This is a genomic window from Arthrobacter sp. GMC3, assembly GCF_002929305.1.
Classification (GTDB): domain Bacteria; phylum Actinomycetota; class Actinomycetes; order Actinomycetales; family Micrococcaceae; genus Specibacter.
Map to the genome: position 1 here is coordinate 196034 of NZ_PJIO01000007.1, position 17724 is coordinate 213757.

17 protein-coding genes are annotated in these 17724 nt (G+C 63.2%); 11 read left to right on the forward strand and 6 right to left on the reverse strand.

The window, feature by feature from the left end; translation table 11 throughout:
• The 5 genes from CXQ94_RS22660 to CXQ94_RS13305 form a co-directional block, all read left to right on the forward strand.
• The coding region (locus CXQ94_RS22660; protein WP_104091026.1) for an HtaA domain-containing protein at positions 1–2274 on the forward strand (2274 nt) is incomplete at its 5' end.
• A gap of 144 nt (positions 2275–2418) precedes the next feature.
• Entirely contained in the window at positions 2419–2919 is a 501-nt protein-coding gene (locus CXQ94_RS13290) for a DUF456 domain-containing protein (RefSeq protein WP_104091028.1), read from the forward strand.
• A gap of 40 nt (positions 2920–2959) precedes the next feature.
• Positions 2960–3331, forward strand: a complete 372-nt coding sequence (locus CXQ94_RS13295) for a response regulator transcription factor (RefSeq protein ID WP_104091030.1) — start codon at positions 2960–2962, stop codon at positions 3329–3331.
• A 16-nt stretch (positions 3332–3347) separates the two neighbouring features.
• On the forward strand, positions 3348–4994 hold the full coding sequence (locus CXQ94_RS13300; protein WP_181034214.1) for a cell wall metabolism sensor histidine kinase WalK: 1647 nt from the start codon (positions 3348–3350) through the stop codon (positions 4992–4994).
• A gap of 38 nt (positions 4995–5032) precedes the next feature.
• On the forward strand, positions 5033–5602 hold the full coding sequence (locus CXQ94_RS13305; RefSeq protein WP_104091034.1) for a thioesterase family protein: 570 nt from the start codon (positions 5033–5035) through the stop codon (positions 5600–5602).
• Here the strand turns inward: CXQ94_RS13305 and CXQ94_RS13310 are convergent.
• Positions 5599–6078 carry a hypothetical protein gene (locus CXQ94_RS13310; RefSeq protein WP_104091036.1) on the reverse strand — a complete coding sequence of 160 codons (480 nt, stop codon included), beginning with the start codon at positions 6076–6078 and terminating at the stop codon, positions 5599–5601. The genes CXQ94_RS13305 and CXQ94_RS13310 overlap by 4 nt on opposite strands.
• Before the next feature lie 116 nt (positions 6079–6194).
• On the opposite strand from CXQ94_RS13310, the gene CXQ94_RS13315 reads away from it, so the two are divergent.
• Entirely contained in the window at positions 6195–6785 is a 591-nt protein-coding gene (locus tag CXQ94_RS13315; RefSeq protein ID WP_104091039.1) for a GNAT family N-acetyltransferase, read from the forward strand.
• Positions 6767–7468, forward strand: a complete 702-nt coding sequence (locus CXQ94_RS13320) for a GntR family transcriptional regulator (protein ID WP_104091042.1) — start codon at positions 6767–6769, stop codon at positions 7466–7468. Before CXQ94_RS13315 ends, CXQ94_RS13320 begins: the two co-directional genes overlap by 19 nt.
• Here CXQ94_RS13320 and CXQ94_RS13325 read toward each other — a convergent pair.
• Positions 7455–8288, reverse strand: a complete 834-nt coding sequence (locus tag CXQ94_RS13325; protein WP_104091045.1) for a metal-dependent hydrolase — start codon at positions 8286–8288, stop codon at positions 7455–7457. The two genes, CXQ94_RS13320 and CXQ94_RS13325, sit on opposite strands and share 14 nt — an antisense overlap.
• A 117-nt stretch (positions 8289–8405) precedes the next feature.
• Here CXQ94_RS13325 and CXQ94_RS13330 point away from each other — a divergent pair, with 117 nt between their 5' ends.
• Entirely contained in the window at positions 8406–8891 is a 486-nt protein-coding gene (locus CXQ94_RS13330; protein ID WP_104091047.1) for a thioesterase family protein, read from the forward strand.
• A 75-nt stretch (positions 8892–8966) separates the two neighbouring features.
• Positions 8967–9608 carry an NADPH-dependent F420 reductase gene (locus tag CXQ94_RS13335; RefSeq protein ID WP_104091049.1) on the forward strand — a complete coding sequence of 214 codons (642 nt, stop codon included), beginning with the start codon at positions 8967–8969 and terminating at the stop codon, positions 9606–9608.
• On the opposite strand, the gene CXQ94_RS13340 is transcribed toward CXQ94_RS13335, so the two are convergent.
• Genes CXQ94_RS13340 through CXQ94_RS13350 form a run of 3 tightly spaced genes read right to left on the reverse strand, consistent with a single transcriptional unit; the run spans position 9605 to position 12084 of the window.
• Positions 9605–10810 carry a low temperature requirement protein A gene (locus CXQ94_RS13340; RefSeq protein WP_104091050.1) on the reverse strand — a complete coding sequence of 402 codons (1206 nt, stop codon included), beginning with the start codon at positions 10808–10810 and terminating at the stop codon, positions 9605–9607. The two genes, CXQ94_RS13335 and CXQ94_RS13340, sit on opposite strands and share 4 nt — an antisense overlap.
• A gap of 50 nt (positions 10811–10860) precedes the next feature.
• Positions 10861–11361 carry a ribonuclease E activity regulator RraA gene (rraA, locus tag CXQ94_RS13345; RefSeq protein ID WP_104091051.1) on the reverse strand — a complete coding sequence of 167 codons (501 nt, stop codon included), beginning with the start codon at positions 11359–11361 and terminating at the stop codon, positions 10861–10863.
• A gap of 60 nt (positions 11362–11421) precedes the next feature.
• Positions 11422–12084 (reverse strand): GntR family transcriptional regulator, encoded by a 663-nt coding sequence (locus tag CXQ94_RS13350; RefSeq protein ID WP_104091052.1) that lies wholly within the window; start codon positions 12082–12084, stop codon positions 11422–11424.
• A gap of 153 nt (positions 12085–12237) precedes the next feature.
• Between CXQ94_RS13350 and CXQ94_RS13355 the strand changes: the two genes are divergently transcribed.
• Entirely contained in the window at positions 12238–15123 is a 2886-nt protein-coding gene (locus tag CXQ94_RS13355) for an FAD-binding and (Fe-S)-binding domain-containing protein (protein ID WP_104091053.1), read from the forward strand.
• A 105-nt stretch (positions 15124–15228) separates the two neighbouring features.
• Complete coding sequence (locus tag CXQ94_RS13360) at positions 15229–15654, forward strand: universal stress protein (RefSeq protein WP_104091054.1); 426 nt, start codon at positions 15229–15231, stop codon at positions 15652–15654.
• Positions 15655–15734: 80 nt separating this feature from the next.
• On the opposite strand, the gene CXQ94_RS13365 is transcribed toward CXQ94_RS13360, so the two are convergent.
• On the reverse strand, positions 15735–17702 hold the full coding sequence (locus tag CXQ94_RS13365; protein ID WP_104091055.1) for an acyl-CoA dehydrogenase family protein: 1968 nt from the start codon (positions 17700–17702) through the stop codon (positions 15735–15737).
• Positions 17703–17724: the final 22 nt, after the last annotated feature.

Here is a 17724-nt window from a genome sequence, read left to right on the forward strand (position 1 = left end):
GCTTTGAGTCAGGCAGCTTTTGATGCCATTCCGGCCATGTATCAGTCTGCGGTGAAGGGTCAGTGGGTTGAGGTTGCCGCTGATGGTTCCTTCACTGCGGAGTTGACGGTGCAGAAGAAGGTGGTTGCTGGGGCTCCGGTTGAGTGGCCTGCGGACGGCAATTTTGGCGCCTACACGTATGCTGCCGGTGGCACTGTGAACGCCTCGCAGGAACTGTACGCTCCCATCACTGTGGGTGATGCGCCCGTGGTTTCGGCCCCGAAGCTTGCGGTCACACCGGCTGATGGTCTCAAACACGGTTCCACGCTCAGCGTGAGCGGCAGCGGATACGCCCCAGGGAGGGCCATTTACGTGGCCGAAGTAGCCCAAGGCCCCGGCGGAAATACCCGACCGGCCTTGTACGAACGCGCCCAGCGCGTTCAGGTGCGCGCCGACGGAACATTCGGTCCCCTGGAACTGAGCGTCACCACCGTCTTTGAAAACGGCGGCTTCACTGCCGCGAAGGACCAGCTGTTCATTGCCACCTTCAATTCACCCTTGCTCAATGACAACAAGGACCACGACTACGCCACGGACCGTTCCCAGGATGCCTTCACGGCATTGACCTGGGCGGATCCGTCAGCGCCGGCGGTTGACCCGGAACCGGAGGGCCCGGTCCCTGCCGTCAGCACCGAAGCAAAGGCCGTTGAGGCTGGAAAGCCCATCACCTTCGCCGGCAGCAACTTCACCCCCGGTGGCGTGCTTGCCTTCACCGAAGGTGAGAACGTGCTGGAAGTCTCCGGACCGGCGTCGCCGGCTATTGGTGGACTCGACTGGGGCGTGAAGGAGTCCTTCAGGAGCTACCTTGCCGGCCCCATTGCCAACGGCACCATCGCAGCCACCGAAGGCGCCACCATCAACCAGGACGGCACGCTCCACTTCCCGGCTGCCAGCTACGATGCCGCCGGCAAAGTTGCCGGATTCAAGGGAACCTTGACCATGACTGGTCACGAGGGCGCCCTGCACATCACTATCAGCAATCTGAGCGTGGACGTGAAGAACAAGACGTTGCGGGCCGATGTCACCAGCAAAGCCGATGGCGGCGCGGTACAGAGCTTCACCAACGTTGTGATGGCAAGCCTGGATACCACCGCCGCGAGCACCGACTCGAACGGAGTGAAGGGTGCAAACCTCCCTGCCATGCTCACCGAGGCCGGCGTTCCCGCCTTCGCGAACTTCTACCAGGCAGGAGCGGTGCTTGATCCGGTGTCCTTCCAGGTGAGTGCACTTGCCCCGGCAACGGACGTTACGGTTGCCGCGGACGGCACCTTCGCCGCCACCTGGTCTGTGCCTGCAGGGCAGAAGCCCGGAAAGTACACCGTGACAGCAACTGCCACCACGGCCGATCCAGGGCAGACCTTGCAAGCGCGCTCCGCCCAGGCACTGCAGGGCCGGGCCGCTCTTGTGGAAACGGCTTTGATCACCTTTGAAATCACGGCCCCGGAGGAGGCGAAGCCAACGGTTCCACCGACGCCGCTGACCCCCACTACGCCGAACCCCGCCAAGGACCAGTGCACGGCCGGGACCATCGCCAACGGGACGCTGTCCTGGGGCGTGAAGGAATCCTTCCGCAAGTACATTACGGGGAACATTGCCAAGGGTCGGATCAGCTTCAACGGCCAGGCTGCCACGGCAAGCGACGTCTTCGTCTTCACCGGCGGAAAGGGAACCATTGACTCCGTCAAGCGAAACGGATCCGTGCAATTCGCTGGCGAAGTTGCCTTCCAGGGGCATGATTACGGTTCAGGATCGGTCCTGTCCGTCACGTTCAAGAACATCACCTTGGCCATGGACGGCAACGCCGGAACACTGAGCGCCGATGTACTCAGCCGCTCACTGGAATCTGCCACCGCAGGCTCCAAGCCCGGCACGGACCAGGAATACAAGGGTGCCGTTCTGGCCACCCTGGACCTGGGCAAGGCGGCACTGAATCAGGACTCCACCGTCTATGCGGCATCGGGTGCCCCTGCGGTTTTGGCGACCAGCGGTGTAGCGCCGTTTGCCGATTTCTATGCGGCTGGCGACGCGCTTGACCCGGTCACTTTTGCCCTAGGCTGCAACGCCACGGTTGAGTTGCCCGGCGGCGGGGTGACGCCGCTGGCCTCCGCAACGGCTCCTGTTCTGGCCAAAACCGGCATGCCTGGCATGGAGGCGACAGTGCTCGGTGCTCTGATGGTTCTGCTTCTGGGTGCAGGCGCCATGACGGGGAACCGTCTGGTGCGCCGACGCCCGTAGCCGAGCCATACGCTCTCTGAGGGGCCCCGCTGGGTGGTCGGAACTGCATGCCTGCAATGGAATGTTTCAGGTAGTGGTCCGGGCGCCCCGCGGGGCCTTCTTAGGGTGACGGTAGGAATGCCCGGCTCTGGCAGGATGGTTTGAATGGATGCACAAATGATCTGGACCATCGTCTGCGCGCTGGCCATCCTGGTGGGTGTTACGGGGACCATCGTGCCGGTGTTGCCGGGGAGCCTGCTCATCGGCATCAGCGTGCTTGCCTGGGCACTCGTGGTGGGAGCGCCCGTAGGCTGGGTGACGTTCGCCGTTGCTGTGGTCTTTGTTGCTGCCGGCATGCTGTCCAGCGCGGTCCTGACCGGGCGGGCCATGAAGGCCCGTGCGATTCCCGGCCGTTCGGTAATAGCCGGGCTGGTGCTTGGAGTTATCGGGTTCTTCGTCGTCCCCGTGGTGGGCCTGCTACTGGGTTTCGCGGCCGGGCTGTTCCTCTCCGAGTTCGCGCGCCAGAAGGCGTTCAAGCCGGCCGTTTCATCGTCTGCGGCTGCCCTGAAAGCAACCGGTCTGGGCATGCTCGCCGAATTCGGCTTCGCATCCCTGGCCGCCGGGACGTGGGCCACCGGAGTGCTGATTTACTTCCTGAACCGTTGAGGCCCGCGGGATGGCCGCGTTGGGTCACTATACTTAGCGAATGCTTGAATTTACGGGGAAAAAGGCGCTCATTGTCGAAGACGACGATGATATCCGCGGCCTGCTTGAGATTGTCCTTTCACAGATGGGGTTCCACGTGTCCTCGGCGAGCACCGGTGCCAGAGGCCTTGAGCTTGCCCGCAGTGAAAACCCCGAACTGATCACCTTGGATGTGGGGCTGCCAGATACAAACGGGATTGAGGTCCTGCGTACCTTGCGCACCTTTAGCCAGGAAAGAATTGTGCTGCTGACATCCCGTGGCCAGCAAAGCGATATCGACGCCGGGATAGAAGCCGGGGCCACCGCCTACCTGCTCAAGCCTTTCAAGCCAGGGTCCCTGCGCCAAGAACTTGCGGCAATCCTTGGAAAATGAAGTGACGCTAGAGGCTGTGAAGCAATCCGAACCCGTGCGCTGGTGGATGCGGGCTGAACGGGAATTCTTTCAGCTACGCCAAAACCGCCGGGTGTTGCTCAGCCAGCTGCCCCTGACTCTGACAATGTTGCTGCTTGTTGGGCTCCTGGCCATCATTGATCCGGCACTCGTAGCCAACCGGGAGTTCTTGCTGGGCATTGCCTTGGTGCTGTTGCTGACAGCCGTTGCCGCGTTCGTGCCGTGGGAAAGATTGCCTCGCCTGGCCCCGTGTGTTGTTCCGCTGCTGGATTTCATCGCCATCGGCTTCCTTTTTCATGGTGCAACAGTTTCCCTTAACGGCATCTCGTTCTTGTCCGTGTTCCCTGTCTTGTGGCTGGCCTGGTCGGACATTCCCGCTGTGGCAACACGAGTCATAGCCTTTGTGGGGCCCTTGTGTATCGCCTGGGCGCCCTTTATTTTTGGCAACGTCGAGCCGAGCAGGGCAGGGATGATCAGGCCCCTGCTCGGGCCGTTCATTCTGCTGGGCCTTGCGACGGCGGCCACCATAGTGACGAAGAGTTTGAACGGGCAGGCTGCCCGGCTGGCCGATTCTGGCGCTGCCAGCCGACGTCGGGCACGCCAGCTGGATACCATTCTCAATGTCGCCAACGCCGGCGTTGTGGTGGTGGATGAATATGGCCGCGACGTGTTGATGAACAAGCACCAGCAGGTCATTCATGCTTTGGCAACCCCTGCCGGTGCCGTAGAACCAGATGAGGGCCAACTGCTCGTTTTTGGTGCGGACAGGACCACTCCCGTGCCAGAAGAGGACCGTCCTGTCAGGCGGGCGGTCAAGGGTGAGGAGTATTCGGGGGAGCTGTTCTGGCTGGGCGATGGCGTGCACCAGCAAGCCATGTCGACCTCCGCCCGGCAGATTGTCGCCGACGACGGCAGCAGCCAAGGTGCCGTGGTCGTCTTCCACAACGTCACCGATGTCATGCTTGCCATGGAGGCGCAGGAGAATTTTGTCTCCAACGTCTCGCATGAGCTGCGCACGCCCCTGACCTCCATTGTGGGGTACCTGGAGCTGGCCCTCGATGAGCTTGCGGACCAACCAGAGGCTGCCTATTTGAGGGTTGCCTCCCGCAACGCCGACCGCCTGCTGACCCTCGTGGATGATCTTTTGCGTTCGGCCAGCGGAGGAATGAGCATTGCTGCCACCGAGGGTGAGTTGAAATCGGTGGTGGAGGCCGGTGTTGCTGCGGCCCAGCCGCATGCCAAGGCGTTGGCGATCGAGCTGAACTACTCGGTGGAGTCCGGGCTGGCAGGGAAATTCGACGGCGTCAGGATGGGGCAGGCACTGGATAATTTGGTCTCCAATGCCCTGAAGTACTCCCGACCCGAAAGCGCAGTAGACGTACGAGGGTTCCGTGACGGTGCCGACCTTGTTATTGAAGTGGCCGACGGCGGGCTCGGCATGACTCCGGACGAGCAGGCACGCCTCTTTACCCGCTTCTACCGCACGGACGGGGCCCGCAGTACCGTCATTCCCGGCGTCGGGCTGGGCCTGTCCATCACGAAGACAATCGTCGAGGGCCACGACGGAACCATCACTGTTCGCAGCGAAGCCGGTGTGGGCAGTACTTTCACGCTCAGAATTCCCGCGGCCGGGCCCAGGAAGTAGAAAACAACGGCTTTATTACTTGCGAGTAACATAAAGCCATGCACCTGTTCTTTCGCACGTTCTTCCATGTCCTTGTATCCCTGCGCAGACCACGGACCTCCCTGTGGGCCGAGTCCAGCCTGCCGATGCGTGTCTGGCCCACCGATGTGGACGTGGCCCTGCATATCAGCAACGGCGTATATTTCTCGCTCATGGATCTGGGGCGGATCGATCTGATGCTCCGCGCCGGAACATGGCAGCAAATTCTCCGCCGCGGATGGCGCATGGTGGTGGCCATGGAGACCATTACCTTCAGGAAATCCCTGAAGCTGTGGCAGCGGTACAGCATCGAAACCCGGATGGTCGGCATGGACAAAAGAGCCGTGTACTTTGAGCAGCGGATGGTCTGCCACGGCGAAATATATGCCACCGCCACGGTGGCCGTGAGGTTCGTGGCCAAGGGTCAGGCAGTGGGGCTCGAGGAGGTCCTGGCCGAATTTGGTGCGCCGCCGCAAGACCTGGTGCTGCCGGCCTGGATTCACCAATGGCGCACGGACACCGCCTTGCCGAGTACTCGCCGCCCCGCACCGCATGACTGGGTGCGTACGGACGCCGGGATGAGCCGCTAGGGAAGCCGCAGGAACACCTTCATGGCGGCCATGGGTCCGCCGCATTGTTCGCTGCCGCCCACCCGGGTCCAATTCATGGCCGTTGACTGCTGTGCCAACAAGTTCCCTGCCACGTCAAAGACCCGGAAAGTAAGGGAATTGGGGGGTTGCGAGCCCACATCCAAGACCCAGGAGCCATCAGCCTCGTGAGTTAGCAAACTGGCGCTGGCGCCGCCACTGCTGGCATTCTTGGCGAAGGTGGGCGTTAGGGGTACGCACTTGGAGCCGGCACAGGCGGTGACGGCGTTGGCCTTCGCCGCCGTGCTCGTATCCCCGGCCAGGGTCAGGTTCACCTGGTTGTGCCACGCCGACGGCGGGCAGGAACCTGAGTCCCTGTCCATGACGATGGCGCCGATGATGAAGGCCATGCAAAGGGCCGCAACCATGGGAACCAAGACGAGTTCCACACGGCGGCGGGTGAACGGAGTTACGGGCATGCGGCAATGTTACCCAATGGTTCTGAGCGTTTCCCGCGAATAACCGGTGCGTCCCGGACATGCGTTCTGCGGGGCCCAGAACGGTCCGCGGGCATGAGCGGCGCTAGGATCTGGGTATGTCTTTTGCGCATCCGGAAGTCCTTGCAGCCATACAGCCTCCCTACCCGATTCGCACGGCCAGGCTTCGCCTGCGCCCTGTGACACACGGGGATGTGGCTGCCATCAACGCCTACCGCTCGTTGCCGGGGGTGGCCAGGTATTTGCCGCATCCCCCCCAATCGGTTCAAGACACGGAACTGACGGTGAAATCAATGGCGGCGCAGTCGGAATTGACCCGGCCGGGCCAATGGCTGGACCTCGCCGTGGAGCACGCTGACTCCGGTGAATTGGTCGGTGAGGTGTTGCTTAAATGGGACGCCGCCAACCCGCAATGCGGCGAGATTGGCTTCGTTTTTAGCCCGACGGTGCAGGGCCAAGGGGTGGCATATGAGGCGTGCACGGCGGCACTCGATGTCGCGTTCAGGGAGTTCGGCTGGCACCGGGTGGAAGGCATCTGTGATGCGCGCAATGACAAATCGGCGGCGTTGATGAGCCGGCTGGGTATGCGCGCGGAGGCCAGGTTCCTTGAGTCCGACTGGTCTAAGGGTGAATGGGTCACCTTGCTTCACTACGGCATCCTGCGCCGGGAATGGCTGGCCCGGGCGTGACCCTGCTGCAGGCGCTGGCAAGGCACAAGGAAAGCGGCCCCAACGCCAGGCCCGCGCAAACCGGGATTTGGGTGGCGCAGGTGCTGCGCAACTGCATCAACGACGGCGAACTTGTCCCCGGCGCCAAGCTCTCCGAGGAGTCTTTGGGAGAGGCGCTGGGGGTCTCCCGGAACACCCTGCGCGAGGCCTTCGCGGCCTTGAGCGCCGAACGTATACTCACCCGCATTCCCAACCGCGGCGTTTTTGTGGCCGCCCCCACGGCCGATGATGTGCGTGAAATCTACCGTGTGCGGCGCGTGCTGGAACCGGCGGCCCTGACCACGGCACCTGCGCCATCGGCGCAAGCACTGGCGGCACTTAGCCAGGTGGCAAAGGAAGGTCTGGCCGCCCGCGCCGCTGCCGACAGCTCCGGCATGGCAGATGCCAACCAGAAATTTCATAAACTGGTGGTGGCCCTGGCCAACAGCACCCGGCTCGATGCCCTCATGGCCCAGATCCTGGCCGAAATGCGCCTGGTGTTCCACGCCATGGCCAAAGACCCCGCCTTCCATGGCAGATTCGTGCTTGAAAACGCCACCATTGTGGGGCTGCTGGTCAAGGGTTCCGGCGGGCAGGCAGGCCAGGCGATGACCAGCTATCTTGACCGTGCCGAAGCCGAACTGCTGGCCGCTATCCCGGCATAGTGCGCTGGAACCAGGTGGCGGCGGTCCCCAGAACCCCCACCACCACATAGGCACTGACTGGGACAAGCAGCAGCCATTCGCGCCAAGATCCCGCGTTGCCCAGGATGGGCACGGCCAGGTTGCCATTGCGTTTCCACACCGAGCGCAGCACCGGAATCTTCCGGGCCAGCTTGGGCGGACGCAGGCTCAGCGGCCACATGAGGTTGCACCCGCCGGTGGTGAGGATGTCGCCAAGAATGTGGGCGCTCACGCCCAAGGCGACGGCCAGCGGGAACCAAAACTGTTCCTGCGGGGCGAAGAAGGTGATGAAGGCGCCTACCGAAAGCCCCACAACCCAGGGGAATTTGCGCATGCTGTCGGGGATGAACTTCAGCGCCTTGGCGGCAAAGGCAGCCAGCAGCACGGAGAAGATGCCCGCGCCGGGAAAGATCAGGCCAAACGGTTCCACGGTGGTAGTCCACATGCCCGCGAGCATGGCAATCGCCACGAAAACGGCCAGGCCCAGCACCGAATGCGTGCCATGCCGGTGACCGCCGGACAGTTTGCCCACCTCAATGCACATCACATTTGAAAGGGGAGGCAGGGAATGGGCAATGGTGGCGTGGCGGTGGTCGGCGTCGGGCAGCAGCGCCGCGCCCGCTGTGACAATGGTGCCGGCCAGAACGCCGGCGGCGCTGACGGGCAAAAGCCCCATCCCGACGTCGAACCCTTGCGGCAGGAACGGCAAGGCTTGCGCGGCCCCGCTCAAATCAACGTGGAATCGGGTGGTGACGGCCAGCCACACGGCGGCACCACTGGCGGCATGGTGGGGTCCCATCATGGCAAGTCCTTTCGGCGTAGGTGAATCTTCCGCGTCGAGGAAAATCTGCAAGCTCCACAGTAAGGGCAGGCTCCGACAATCGCCTAGCCGCCGCGGACTTCGGGCTAGTGTTGGCCTATGGCAAGTGATCCAAGGCACGACGGCGGCACCAAGCTCACCCTTCACGTCCCCATGCGCTGGGGGGACATGGACGCGTACGGGCACATCAACAATGTGGAGATTTTGCGGATCTTGGAGGAAGCCCGAGTGCACGGGTTCGGTCCACCTGCCGGGACGGGACTGCCCGGGGTTGAGGTGGAGCTTCCCGTTTTTGCCGACCTGCCCCAGGGCACCCAGGCCCTGGTGGTTGAACATCGGGTGAAATATTTGACCCCACTGAACTACAGGAACATTCCCGCCCGCATCCAGGTGTGGATCAGCGCCATCAAAGGCGCAAGCTTCACCGTGGCCTATGCCATCTTTGACCCGGTCTCCACGGCCAAATGCGTTGTTGCAGAAACGACGCTGGCGTTCTTCGACGAGCGAACCAGTACCTTGCTGCGTATTTCGGCGCACAAAAAGGCCCAGTTGGAGCCGTTGCTGGGCGAGCCGAACTTCCGCTAGGCCGGCCTTCGTGGCAGTTGGCGCAACATGGCGTCATGTGCGAAATTTTTGCCGACCGGCCCTCGTTGAGTGGGTATGACAACTATAGGAATTATCGGAGCAGGACACATTGGCAGCCAGATCGCTCGCAAGGCGGTACAGCTTGGCTATGACGTGGTCATCAGTAATTCGCGAGGGCCAGAAACCCTCAGTGAACTAGTAGCGGAGTTGGGCCCGAACGCCCGGGCAGCCACGGCGCAGGAGGCCGCAGCGGCAGCCGAGTTCGCCGTCGTCACTGTCCCTTTCAAGCACTACTTGCAAGTTCCCGCCGCACCGCTGGCGGGAAAGGTGGTCATTGACACCAACAACTACTACTGGGAGCGCGACGGGCGTATTCCGGCGCTCGATGATGGCCAGGCCACCACATCGGGGCTGCTGCAGGAGCATTTGAAGGATTCGCAGGTGGCCAAGGGGTTCAACCACATTGGTGCCCCCGACATCACCACCACGGGGACTGTTTCAGGGACCGAAAACCGCCGTGCGCTGGCCACCGCCAGCGACCATGAAGAGGCGGCCAGCCTCGTTACCCGGCTGTACGACGAGTTTGGCTTCGACACCGTCAACATTGGTCCGCTCTCTGAAAGCTGGCGCGTTGAGCGTGACCGCCCCGCCTATGTTGTCCGGCAGAACGCCGCGGAATTGGCGGCAAATCTGGCGAAGGCTCCCCGGGTGATCTAGCCGGCCCGGGCGCGGTGTTCATCGATCACTATTGTTCCCGCCGGTGCCGCCAGCACCAGTAGCAGGCACAGGGTTAGGGAGACCCCCGCCAACGCCAGCGCTACTGCCGCCGCACAAAGTAGCAGGGACGCTGCAGCCAGCCACATGTGGCGGGGGTCAACCCCCACCATGTAGGCAAACAAGAATGTCAGCGTCAAGGTGAACACCGCCACTGGGATGGCAACGGAGGCGGCCACCACCGCCTCCCCAATGTGGGCCTGCCCCTGGAGATAAAGAGCGTAGACGCGCAGGCCGGTGCCCGTTGCTGCGATCGAGATGAAGATCAGCATGTGCGCGTAGCCAAAAACGAAAGCCCGGTTGCGGCGACGATGCAGGGTTGGGCCGGCGGGCAAAATGAAGTAAAGCCACCATAGGGCAAACGCCAAGCCCGTCCCGGCCAACCCCACCACCGCGGTGTCCGGTGTCCAGCCACTGGCGGACACCACGGCGCGCAGCGCGTCGATGGTGCCCACCAGGCATTCGCCGAGGGCGATGATGACCAGCAGGCTGTACCGTTCGGCGATGTGGTGGGCATGCCACGGGGTTGGGGATTTTCGCTCGGCGGCCATGGGGGCAGCCATCTCAAGCAGGAAAAGCGGGGCGGCCACTATCAACATGACAGAAATGCTGGTGTCCAAGACAATCAACAAGATCCAGCCAAGTTGGGCCAGGGCCAAGTATTTGGCGTAGCGCAGGCATGTGGCGCGATGTTGGGGGTCCTGCTTAGCCGCGCGCAGCCACTGGAAAACCAGTGCCAGGCGCATCACCACATAGCCGAGCACCATGACCCTGTTATCCACCTGGTGTCCGGCTTCAATGGAGGAAAACAGTGGCTCGATGCCCATGGTCAGGATCAGCACGCCCACCATTTGAACCATGGTGACGAGCCTGAAAATCCAGTCGTCGGTGTCATAGGCGCTGGCAAACCAGCTGAAGTTAATCCACGCCCAAATGACGGCAAACATGGAGAACGCAAAGCTGAGCAGGCCAGACGCTATGTGCCCGGCGGCAATGCTTTGGGCAAAGAGCCCGGCAGCAACCCCGAACGCGATGGCAAACGTCAAGTCAAAAAAGAGTTCCAACGGGGTGGAGGCCCGGTTTTGCTCATGGGGATCGCGCCCGCCCATCCTTTTCAAGGTGTGACGCACTGGGTTTTTCGGCATAGGCAGTTCCTCTCAACTTCTTGCGGCCCCTTACAGGTGGGCCCTGGCCGCTAGTTGCCTGCAGTGCCACCGTTTTCAACGGCTTGGTTCTGGATTAGGATGCCATCGGAGTCTGCGTAAATCATTGACCCCGGATGGACGGTCACTGTGCCCAGACGCAGCGGCACATCAGCCTCACCGGTGCCGTTCTTGGAACTTTTTACGGGGTTGGTCCCCAATGCCTTCACGCCCAGGGGAAGGGTGCCCAGCGCCACGCTGTCGCGGACAGCGCCGTTGATGATCACCCCTGACCAGCCATTGTTCACCGCCGACGCGGCAATCATGTCACCCATCAAAGCCGTTTCCAGCGAGCCGCCGCCGTCGACCACCAAGACCGCACCGTCCCCCGGAGTCCCCAACACCGCCTTCAACAGCGCATTGTCCTGAAAGCAGCGCACTGTGCGCGCCGGGCCGCTGAACGCCTCCGTGGCACCAAAGTTCCGGAATTGCACCGACACGGACGCAAAGTCGGCACCGCGCTGGTCGTAAAGATCTGCCGTTGGAATGCTCATGAGGCTCCTTAGCTCGCTTGGTGCCAGCATAAGGGATCTGCCGTGGCCCCGGCTGCTGTTTTACCCGTTGTTGCCCGCGCCGTCCACGGCCGCGGCCAGGCGTTCGCGGGCCGTGGCCAGGTGGGTGTCAAGCGTAGCTGCCGCGGCGTCGGCGTCACCGGCCGCCAAGTACCGCAGGATTTGTTCGTGTTCGCCATGGATCGCCGCACTATCCAGCAGGTGCAGGGACTGCACCCGCGTCATGCACAGCCGGACTTCGCTGACCAGGGAGCGGTACATCCGGGTGGTGCGTTCATTGCCGACGGCGTCCACCAGTGCCGTGTGGAAGCGCATGTCGGGTTCCACCAGCGCCAGATCACCTGCCCCGGCCATGGCCAGCAGCTCGGCGTTGGCGCGCACGGCCTCCTGCGGGACGGTGCGGCTCGCGGCAAGGCGGCGCAGGATCTCGCTTTCCAAGTAGGCGCGGGCCAGGTAGATGTCCCTGACCGAATCCGGTCCCAGCGTGGCTACCCGGGCGCTCTTGTGTGCGCCGCGGACCAGCAGGCTCTCGGCCACAAGCTTCTCGATCGCGGCCTTGGCGGTGGGGCGAGCCACGTTGTAGGCGGTGGCGATTTCCAGCTCGGTGACGGCGGTGTCTGCCGTCAATTCCCCTGAAAGTATGCGCCCGCGGACGTCGTCTGTGACGGCGTCGACAACTGATTTTGTGGCAATGTGGCGGGCCATGGGCACCTTTCCTTGGAGTCTCCATTGTTCCAGATCCGCCTTCCGCAGACCCACACGCTAATTTGAGTATACTTGTCAGACAATCAGCACCGTTGTGTGGGTGCCGCATGTCGGCCAAACTGTGAACACCACACCGAAGGTAAGGAAACCGGCATGCCAGCGAACAACCAGCAAGTGGGTCAACGCACCGACGCCAGTCCGGCCCTGGCACAGTTCCGGGCAGCCATGGCTTTGCCGGAACAGATCAAGACCCGCGCCCTGGACCTGCACGCCAACGCCCACGACGCCTCCCACTTCTTCCTCGTCCCGCAGGCGGTGGCGGTTCCCAACAGCGCCGAGGAGGTGGGGAGGCTCCTGGCGGCCAGCGCCACCCAGCGGATGCCCCTGACCTTGCGATCGGGGGGCACCAGCCTTAGCGGGCAGGCTGTCACCGACGGGCTGCTGGTGGATGTTCGCAAAAACTTCCGGAGCATCGAGGTGCTCGACGGCGGTGCTCGCGTCCGCGTCCAGCCCGGCGTCACGGTCCGCAACCTCAACGCACGACTGCTGCGGTACGGGCGCAAGTTTGGCCCGGACCCGGCCAGCGAGGCCGCCGCCACCATTGGCGGGGTGGTGGCCAACAACTCCTCCGGCATGGCGTGCGGCACCACCGACAACACCTACCAAACGCTGGATTCCCTCACCGTGGTGCTGCCGAGTGGAACCGTCATTGACACAGGGGCGCCCGACGCCGACGCCCGCCTCCGTGCAATGGAACCGGACATTTTTGCCGGTCTGGCGCAACTGCGTCGGGAAGTTCTGGGCAATGAGGAGTTCCGGCGCACCATCGAGCACCAGTTCTCCATGAAAAACACCATGGGCTATGGCTTGAACTCGCTGCTGGACTTCCAAAGCCCCGCGGAGATCCTGGCGCACCTGATCGTGGGCAGCGAGGGCACGCTGGGATTTGTCGCCGAGGCAGTGTTCCGCACGGTTCCGCGCCTGGCCCACGCCACCTCCGGGCTGTTGGTCTTCAAAACCCTGGAAGCGGCCAACAACGCCCTGGCTGAACTGGTGGACAGCGGCGCAGCCACGGTTGAACTGATGGACTCGCTCTCGCTGAAGGTGGGGCAGGGGTTGAGCCAGGTGCCCGGCGTCGTCCGGGATTTGCACGTGGAAAACCACGCCGCACTGCTGGTGGAGTACCAAGCGCAGAACGCCGTAGAACTGGCGGGCCAGCAGGACAAGGCGACCGCGCTCGCGGGCACCCTGGGACTGGATGCGCCCGCCCACTTCAGCACCGACGCCGCGATCCGTGCCGAGCTGTGGCACCTGCGCAAGGGCCTGTACACCTCGGTGGCGGGCGCACGACCGGCGGGCACCACGGCGCTGCTGGAGGATGTGGTGGTCCCGGTGCCCGTGCTGGCCCGCACCTGCCTGGCCCTGGGCACCTTGTTTGATAAGTACAAGTACGAGAATTCGGTCATCTTTGGTCATGCCAAGGACGGCAACATCCACTTCATGCTCACCGACAAATTCGCCAGCGAGGACGAACTTGCACGCTACTCGGCATTCACCGAGGACATGGTGGAGGTGGTGCTGGGCGAAGGTGGGTCGCTGAAGGCCGAACACGGCACCGGACGGGTCATGGCCCCGTTTGTCCGGCGCCAATATGGTGACGGGCTTTACGACGTCATGCGCCGCATCAAGACGCTGATCGACCCGTCCGGGATGCTCAATCCGGGCGTGCTGCTCGACGACGACCCCTCCGCCCACCTGCGCCACATCAAGGCGGCACCGCCGGCGGTTGACGCCGAGGTGGACCGTTGTGTCTCGTGCGGCTACTGCGAACCCGTCTGCCCCAGCAAGGACATCACCTTGACCCCGCGCCAGCGCATCGTCACCCTGCGCGCCATTGAGGCGGCCCGTGCGGACGGCGACCTTGCCTTGGCCGATGCCCTGGAAAAGGACTACAACTACGACGCCGTGGACACGTGCGCCGTGGACGGCATGTGCCAGACCGCCTGCCCCGTGGACATCAACACCGGAAACCTCGTCAAGCACCTGCGCAGGGACGCCGCCGGGAAGCTGGAAAACGGTGTCTGGGCGGCGGCGTCCAAGCACTGGGGAACCGTGACGAACGGTGCCTCCCTGGCATTGAGCGTGGCCGCCAAGGTGCCCGTCGCCGCGGTACTCCCGGCCAACAAGTTGGGGCGGAAGGTGCTTGGCAATGACACCTTGCCGCTGTACTCCGCCGAGCTCCCCGCGGGAGGAAAGTCACGACGCCGGCCGGCACCGTCCGGGGAACCGGTGGCCGTGTATTTCCCGGCCTGTGTGAACACCATGTTCGGCCCGGCAGGGGACGGCAAAGACGCCAGCGGGCAGCCCAGCCAACGCCTGGGCGTTCAGGCCAGTTTTGAACAGCTGTGTGAGCGGGCAGGAGTTTCGCTGCTGGTGCCGGAGGGCATCGACGGGGCATGTTGCGGCACCCCGTGGTCTTCCAAAGGAATGGCGGCCGGGCTGGCGGACATGCATGCGCGAACCCTGAAGTTGCTGCGCGAGGCCACCTTGGATGGTGAATTGGAGATCATTTGTGACGCCTCCTCTTGCACGGAGGGGCTCATTCACACCATCGAGTCCGAGGAACCGCTGCCCGGGCAAAAGCCGCTTCGCGTGGTGGATGCCGTGCAGTTCACTGCGGACCGGCTGCTGCCTCTGCTGGGGGAGGGGTGGGAGCGCCTTGAGTCACTGGCATTGCACCCCACCTGCTCCTCGAACCGGATGGGGCTGAACCCGGCCCTAGAAAAGGTGGCGGCGGCCGTGGCGGAAACCGTACAGATTCCGGAGAGCTGGGGGTGCTGCGCCTTTGCCGGGGACAGGGGAATGCTGCACCCGGAGCTGACGGCGTCGGCCACGGCAGTGCAGGCCCAGGAAGTCTCCCAGATGGGTGCCACCGCCCATGCCTCCTGCAACAGAACCTGTGAACTGGGTATGACCCGGGCCACGGGGGAGGACTACCACCACGTGCTTGAACTCTTGGCGGAAAACACGCGCAGCTAAAAGGCGTGGTTAGATGCCACACCATCGGGTCCAAATGCTAGATTCTGTGACTAAGGTAGTCAATGAGTAGGAAACTAGCAGCAACTTCAACCTAAGGATGTAAAAATGGCGGGACTTATCATCGTCGGTGTCGACGGCAACTCAACTTCCATGAAGGCTGCCCGCGTTGCAGCCGAGCTGGCCAAGGCCTTGGGTTCAACCCTGCGCGTGGTCACGGCGTTCGGTGAGGACAGGACCGAAAAGGTTGAGATCGGCAACGACGAGTGGTTCCTTTCCACCGCCGACGAGGCCGAGCGCGTTGCGCAGCGTGTGGCTGAAGAGTTGAAGATCAGCGGCGTCAAGACTGAGTACTCCTCAGCCTTGGGCAAGCCTGCCGATGTCATCTTGGAGGAAGCCACCAAGCTCGACGCCGACCTCATCGTGGTGGGCAACGTGCGCATGCAGGGCCTGAAGCGTGTTCTGGGCTCCGTGGCCAACGCCATCTCCCACAATGCCCCGTGCGACGTGTACATCGTCAAGACTGAGGGCTAGAAAATAGCATCACACAGAACCCCTGTTGCCTTCCGGCAACAGGGGTTCTGACTTTTTAAGCCCGTTTCCGCCCGGACGCCTCAGCGGTACTTGCGGTGTTGGTTCTCCTTTTCGGATGGGCCGGGGCTGGCGTCGGCAATCCATGGGCCGGTTCCCTCGGAGATGTCCAGGACGCCTTGCTCCAGCCAGGCGAAGTCGCCCTTGAGCAGGGACTTGGACAGGGCCGCATCGGCGTCGTCGGTGTTGTGCCACAGCTCGCTGAACAACGCTTCCACGCGCAGCCGGGATTGGCCGGCAAACGCGTTCGCCAGTTTTTGCGCCGACCTCCCCTGGGCGGGGTCCTTGAGTCGGAGCATCTCGGCCCGGGAGCAGCAGGCGGAAATGGCAAAAAGCTCCGCGCCAATGTCAACGATCCGCCCGAGGAAGGCCTGCTTATATTCCAGCCGCCCCTGCCACCTGCTCATGCCGTAGAACGTTTGGCGGGCCAGTTTGCGGGATTCGCGCTCCACAAAACGCAGATGTTTGCCGAGCGGTCCGAACTCGTTGTAGGAACGCGGGTCCAGGCCCTTGCCCACCACCAGATGCGGCAACCACTTGGCATAGAAGCCGCTGGCAGCCAGGGCCGCCTTGCCCTTTTGCTGCAAGGTGGCCGTGGTGGAGGCAAGATCGCCCGCCGCGGCCAGGTGTGCGTCCACTGCCTCACGGGCAATCAGCAAATGCATGATTTCGGTGGAGCCCTCAAAGATTCTGTTGATGCGCAGGTCCCGCAGGAGTTGCTCGGCCGGGACTGCACGCTCCCCTCGGGCGGCCAGTGACTCGGCGGTTTCATAGCCGCGACCGCCACGAATCTGCACCAGCTCATCGGCACATGTATAGGACATTTCCGAGGACCACAGTTTGGCCAGGGCTGCCTCGATCCGGACGTCCTTCATGCCGGCGTCGGCCAAGGCGGCCGAAAGCTCAAACACGGCCTCCAGGGCGAAGGTGGTGGCCGCCATGAACGCCAGTTTCTTGCCCACGGCCTCATGCTGGCCCACCGGCAAGCCCCACTGGGTTCGCGCGGCGGACCATTCACGGGCAATCTTTAGCGACCATTTCGCGGCCCCGGCCGCCATGGCCGGGATGGAGAGCCGACCGGTGTTCAGGGTTGTCAGGGCAATTTTCAGGCCCTGCCCCTCCCTGCCCAGCCGGTTTTCCGCAGGAACCCGCACCTGATGGAAGCGGGTCACACCGTTTTCAATGCCGCGCAGGCCCATGAATTTGTTGCGATGTTCCACCGTGATGCCGGGGGAGTCGGCCTCCACCACAAAGGCTGTGATGCCGCCGGTCTTGCCCCCGTTCCCATCCAGTCCGCGGGACGGGACCACGGCCATGACCACCACCAGCTCGGCGATCACCCCATTGGTGGTCCACAACTTCACGCCATCAAGGACGTATTCGGAACCGTCCTCACTGGGAACAGCCGCGCAGGCCATGCGCGCGGGGTCGGAGCCGACGTCGGGCTCTGTCAGCAAAAATGCGGTGACGGCACCCGCGGCACACCGGGGCAGGAATCGTTGCTTCTGTTCGGCGGTGCCAAACACCTTCACGGGTTCGGGCACGCCAATGGATTGATGGGCCGAAACCAGGGCGCCGAAGGCCGGATGCACGCTGCCAAGGATGGCCAGAGCCCGGCCGTAGTAGCTCAGGTTCAGGCCCAGGCCACCGTATTCCTTCGGGATCTTCATGCCAAAGACGCCCAGTTTGGCCAGCCCGGCCAGATACTCGTCGGGGATCTTCGCGTCGCGTTCGATCCTCGCGCCGTCCAGGGTTCGGGCATAGGCCTCCACCTCGGCCAGGAAGGCATCGCCGCTTTTGCTTTCCTCGGCGGTGGACTGCGGGTGAGGGTGGATCAGGCTCAAATCGAATTCGCCCAGATACAAACCCTTGGCGAAACTTGGCCGCTCCCAAACCGTTTCCCGGGCGGCCTCGGCGGCGTTCCGGGCGTCTTCAGCGGTGACAGTTGGTGTTGATTCCGGGGCGGCGGGCGTCCCGGTGTTGATACCCATGACTTCCTCAATTCCGCCGGAA